The following is a 5,902-nucleotide window of genomic DNA, read 5'->3' as shown; positions in this document are numbered from 1 at the left end:
GGGTTCGTTGGCAGGTCCACCGCACCCACCGCGGGAGCGACCGGCACCGGGCCGTTGGCCCCCACGACACGGCGGCGCGACCCCACCGGGATGATCGCGGGGTGATTCGGGGACGAGAAGGGCCGGCGTCGCTCGCCGGGGTGCTGTGCAAGTGGCTCGATCAGGCCGGCACTCGCCGCTGGGCGGTGATCGCTCTGCTCACGGCGGCGATGGTGGTGACCGCCGGGGTGCTCACGCTCGTCTGCACGATGTGGCCGGTGGACTTGGAGGTGTACCGGTTCGGCGCGCGGGCACTGGCCCATGGCGACGACATCTACGGCGCGCTTCCCCCGACCCGGGGCGGATTCGCGCTGCCGTTCATCTACCCGCCCTTCGCGGCGATGGTGTTCCTCGTGTTCACGGTGCTGCCGACGCCGGTGGGTGCCGTGCTGATGCTCGGGATCTCGCTGACGGCGCTGGGCACGACCGTCTACGTCGTGGTCCGGCCACACGCCTCCCGCCGCACCGCCCTCCTCGCCGCGGTACTCGCCGGGGCAGCGGCTCTCGCGTTCGAACCGGTCCGCGAGACGCTGTGGTTCGGACAGGTCAACCTCGTGCTCATGGCGCTGGTGGTCTTCGACTGTCTGGGACCGAAGACCCGCCTGCCGCGCGGAGTGCTGCTGGGCCTGGCCGCGGCCGTGAAGATCACTCCGGCCGGTTTTCTCCTGTTTTTCCTGCTGAGGCGGGATTTCCGGGCCGCGGTGACCACCGTCGTGACCTTCCTGGCCGCGGGTCTGGCCGGGTTCGTGGTGGCGCCGCAGGCGTCGTGGGCCTACTGGTTCGGCGGCGGGCTGACCGGGGCTTCGGGGATGAGCGGCTCGATCTTCGCCACCAACCAGACGATCCAGGGCGCGCTGCACCGGCTCGGGCTGCCTGCCGTGCCCACGCTCGTCCTCGTCGCGATCGCGACCCTGGCCGCGCTGCTGCTCGCGGCGGGCGCCATGCTCCGGGCCGACCGGCCGACGGCGTTCCTGCTGAACGCGGCGGCGGTGCTCGTGTGCTCCCCCATCTCGTGGTCGCACCACTGGGTGTGGATCGTCCCCGCGACCATCCTGCTCGCTGCCCGCGCCACGAGCCGCCGAGCGGTGACGGGACTGGTGGCCGTCGTCGCGGTTTTCGTCGTCGCGCCGCATTCGTTCCTGCCCTCGCAGGGGTTCCGCGAGCTGACCTGGGGACCGCTGGAGCATGTGATCGGCAACAGCTACCTGTTGCTGGCGTTGGGTTTCCTCGGCTGGCAGTTCTTCGCGCTCCGCGCCGGGACGCCCGGCCGCGCCGCGACGCCGTTGCCGCCGGACTGTCACGAGACACGCTCCGCCTGATCCCGTCGTCCGCTCGACGGACCAGCGGGCACGGCCCGCGCTGTCCGTTTTCGGCCAGGTTTGCGCCCGAAGTCTTGACATCGATGTCAGAACCGGGTTTCGCTTCCTTCGCGCCGCCGGCCCCCGCCCGCACGGCGCGCCACGCAGACCTTGGAAGAAAGCTTGGTGCAACGATGCCCCGAAGCGTCAGATCCGTCCACGCGACCCTGGTCGCCGTGGTCGCCGCCACCGGACTGGCCGTTCTCCCGGCGACCGGTACCGCGGCCGCGGACACCCAGCCCCCCGATTTCTCCTCCTCCTTCGAACCGTCGGATCCGCAGCCGTCGTGGACCGACACCGTTGACACCGACGCGGCGGGCAAGCCGCGGTCCTCGGGGGTCAACGGCGCGAACGGGACCGCGATCCCCGGCGACATCCGGGGCAAGGTGACCGAGACGACCGCGAGCAACGAGAACACGGGCGGCGGTGAGGTCGTCGCGAACCTGGTCGACGGCTCCCCGGACACGAAGTGGCTGTCCTGGCAGCCGACCGGTTGGGCGCAGATCGCGCTCTCGGCGCCGACGTCGATCACGCACTACGCGCTGACCTCGGCCAACGACGTGCCGGAGCGGGACCCGAAGGACTGGACGCTGCAGGGCAGCAACGACGGTACCGCCTGGTCCGATGTGGACAAGCAAAGTGGACAGTCGTTCACCGCGCGGTTGCAGGAGAAGGGCTACAAGCTCGCGGCGCCGAGCGCGGCGTTCAAGTTCTACCGGCTGAACGTCACCGCGAACAACGGCGCCCCGATCATGCAGCTCGCCGAGCTGCTGCTGGCCAACGACGATCCGGCGCCGCCACCGCTGCCGAACATGCGCAGCTTCACCGACAGCGGCCCGACCAGCGGGTACACGAACAAGAACCGCGCCGGGTTCACCGGGGCGAAGGCGTTCCGCTACTCGGGCACCCAGACCGCGACCGGACACGGCTGGTCCTACAACAGGATCTTCGCCGTCGACATCCCGGTGACCGCGTCGACGGAGCTGTCCTACAAGGTCCAGCCGCAGTTCATCACCGGCGATCTGAAGTACCCGAGCACGAACGTCGCGATCGACCTGGCGTTCACCGACGGCACCTACCTGCGCGATCTGGGCGCGACCGACCAGTACGGCTTCCCGCTGACGCCGGAGGGCCAGGGAGCGAGCAAGATCCTCTATGCCAACCAGTGGAACCTGGTGCGGTCGCTGATCGGCACGGTGGCCATGGGCAAGACGATCTCGCGGATCCTGGTCGGCTACGACAACCCGAACGGCCCCGGCAACTTCCAGGGCTGGCTCGACGACGTCAAGATATCCGCGACGCCGACGCCGCCGGCGAGCAAACGGCCCAGTGACAACGTGATCACCACCCGCGGCACGCTGGCGAACAGCACGTTTTCCCGGGGCAACAACTTCCCGGCGACGGCGGTCCCGCACGGGTTCAACTTCTGGACCCCGGTGACCGACGCGAGTGCCGACCAGAACGGCACACCCCGGTGGCTGTACAACTACCATTCGCAGAACAACGCCCAGAATCTCCCGCAGTTGCAGGCGTTCAGTGTCAGTCACGAGCCGAGTCCGTGGATGGGTGACCGGCAGGCCTTCCAGGTGATGCCGTCGGCGGCCGCCGGGGTGCCGGACGCGAACCGCGACGCGCGGGCGCTGCCGTTCAAGCACAGCGACGAGACGGCACGGGCGCACTACTACGGCGTGCGGTTCCAGAACGGGATCCAGACCGAGATCGCGCCGACCGACCACGCGGCGATGTTCCGGTTCTCCTTCCCTGGCAACGACTCCAGCCTGGTCTTCGACAACGCCACCAACTCGGGCGGGCTGACACTCGACACCGCGACCGGCACACTGTCCGGCTACACCGACACCGGCGCGTCCGCCGGGGCGGGCCGGATGTTCGTCTACGCGACGTTCGACAAGCCGGTCACGGCGGGCGGCAAGCTCACCGGGCAGGGCCGCGACAAGGTGACCGGGTACCTGCGGTTCGACGCCGGTGCCGAGAAGACGGTGCAGATGCGGATCGCGACTTCGCTGATCAGTGTGGAGCAGGCGAAGAAGAACCTGGCGCAGGAGATCACCCCGGCGGCGACGTTCGACTCGGTGCGCGATGCCGCGCAGCGGGCGTGGGACGACCAGCTGAAGGTGATCGAGGTCGAGGGCGCGTCGAAGGACCAGCTCACGACGCTCTACTCGAACCTGTACCGGCTGTTCCTCTACCCGAACTCCGCGTTCGAGAACACCGGCACCACCGACAAGCCCGCGTACAGGTACGCGAGCCCGGTGTCACCGAAGTCCGGTGTGGACAGTCCGACCCAGACCGGGTCGAAGATCGTCGACGGGCAGATGTACGTCAACAACGGGTTCTGGGACACCTATCGCACGACGTGGCCGGCGTACTCGCTGCTGAGCCCGGACATGGCGGGCAAGATGGTCGACGGGTTCGTGCAGCAGTACCGCGACGGCGGCTGGATCGCCCGCTGGTCCTCCCCCGGGTACGCGGACCTGATGACCGGGACCAGCTCGGACGTCGCGTTCGCCGACGCCTATCTGAAGGGTGTGCGCAACTTCGACGTCAAGTCGGCCTACGACGCGGCGGTGAAGAACGCGACGGTGACGCCGCCGAACTCGGCAGTCGGCCGGAAGGGGCTGGACCAGTCGATCTTCCTCGGGTACACGCCCAACACCACCGGTGAGGGTTTCTCGTGGGCGATCGAGGGCTATGTCAACGATTTCGGCATCGCGAACCTGTCGAAGAAGCTCTATGACGAGGCCGCGGCGAACGACCCGCGCAAGGCGGAGTACTTGGAGAACTACGAGTACTTCACCAGCAGGGCGCAGCAGTACGTGAACTTGTTCGATCCGAGCGTCGGGTTCTTCCAGGGCAAGGACGCCGGCGGCAAGCCGACCCGGTCGAAGGCCGAGTACGACCCGCGCGTGTGGGGCGGGGACTACACCGAGACCGACGGCTGGAACATGGCTTTCACCGTGCCGCAGGACGGGCAGGGCCTGGCCAACCTCTACGGCGGCAAGGACAAACTGGCGGCCAAGCTGGACGCGTTCTTCGCCGATCAGGAGACCGCGAACTTCCCTGGCTCCTATGGCGGGACGATCCACGAGATGCGGGAGGCGCGGGACGTGCGGATGGGCCAGTACGGCCACTCCAACCAGCCCTCGCACCACATTCTCTACATGTACGACTACGCGGGTCAGCCGTCGAAGACGCAGGCGAAGGTGCGCGAAGCGCTCTCGCGGCTCTACAGCGGCAGCGAAATCGGGCAGGGCTACGCGGGCGACGAGGACAACGGCGAGATGTCGGCCTGGTACGTCTTCAGCGCGCTGGGCTTCTACCCGCTGCAGATGGGCAGCCCGGACTACGCGATCGGTTCGCCGCTGTTCACGAAGGCGACGATTCACCTCGGCGGCGGTAAGGACCTGGTGATCAACGCGCCGAAGAACAACGCGAAGAACGTCTACGTCCAGTCGCTGAAGGTGAATGGCAAGCCCTACACCTCGACGTCGCTGTCGCAGGACCTGCTGGCTCGTGGCGGGACGCTCGACTTCGAGATGGGCCCGAACCCGTCGAAGTGGGGCACCGGCCCGAACGACGCGCCGAAGTCCATCACCACCGGTGACGCGGTGCCGGCACCGCTGCACGACGAGACCGGGCCCGGCAGGGGCACGGTGTCCACTTCGGACGGTTCGGACGCCTCGGCGTTGTTCGACAACACGTCGCGGACCGAAGCGCGTGTCACGGGTGCGGTGCAGTACCAGCTCAAGTCGTCGAAGGAGGCGGTCACGCACTACACGCTGACCTCGCCGAAGGGCGCCGGAGACGTGCAGGGCTGGGTGCTGAAGGGTTCCTACGACGGCAAGACGTGGGCGGTCGCGGACGAGCAGGCGAACCAGTCGTTCGCCTGGCGGCAGCAGACGCGGTCGTTCAAGGTGGCCAAGCCCGCGCACTACAGCTACTACCGGCTGGAGGTCACCGCGACCACCGGCGGGACGGCGTCGCTGTCCGAGGTCGAGCTGCTCGGCAAGCCGGACGCCGCGTGCACGCAGACCGTCACCGGCACCCACCAAGGCCCGCTCACGGTGTCGGGCGGCACGACGTGCCTGGAGGACGCGACGGTGACCGGCCCGGTGACGGTGGCGCGGGGGGCGAGCCTGGTGGCACACGGCGGGACGATCTCCGGGCCGCTGTCGGCCTCGGGCGCCGACCAGGTCGTCCTGGTCGGGACGAAGGTGGGCGGACCGGTGTCGATCACCGGGTCCACCGGCACGGTGTCGATCGAGCGGGCCGAGATCGGCGGCCCGCTGGCGTTGACCGGCAACCGGGGCCCGGTGGTGACGTCGAGTTCCATCGGCGGTCCGCTGGCCTGCACGGGCAACACGCCCGCGCCGACCGACTACGCGCTGGGCAACACCGTCCGCGGTCCCGCCGCGGGCCAGTGCTCGGCACTGTAGGCGGCTGACATGCCGTTAAGGCCACCTTACGGGCGTCTGACGCCCGTAAGG

The 5,902-nt window shown here is 68.9% G+C and carries 2 protein-coding genes; both read left to right on the top strand.

What is annotated here, in order from left to right:
• Window positions 1–101 precede the first annotated feature (101 nt).
• Complete coding sequence (locus ACFWY9_RS44015; protein ID WP_378341688.1) at window positions 102–1,358, top strand: glycosyltransferase 87 family protein; 1,257 nt, start codon at window positions 102–104, stop codon at window positions 1,356–1,358.
• Between the two features lie 173 nt (window positions 1,359–1,531).
• Window positions 1,532–5,851: a GH92 family glycosyl hydrolase gene (locus ACFWY9_RS44010; RefSeq protein ID WP_378341687.1), complete on the top strand. Its 4,320-nt coding sequence runs from the start codon at window positions 1,532–1,534 to the stop codon at window positions 5,849–5,851.
• Window positions 5,852–5,902 lie beyond the last annotated feature (51 nt).

It is taken from the genome of Amycolatopsis sp. NPDC059027, from assembly GCF_042739735.1.
Classification (GTDB): Bacteria; Actinomycetota; Actinomycetes; order Mycobacteriales; family Pseudonocardiaceae; genus Amycolatopsis.
Note: the sequence above shows the minus strand (reverse complement) of the source record. Positions and strands in the feature narration are given on the sequence as shown.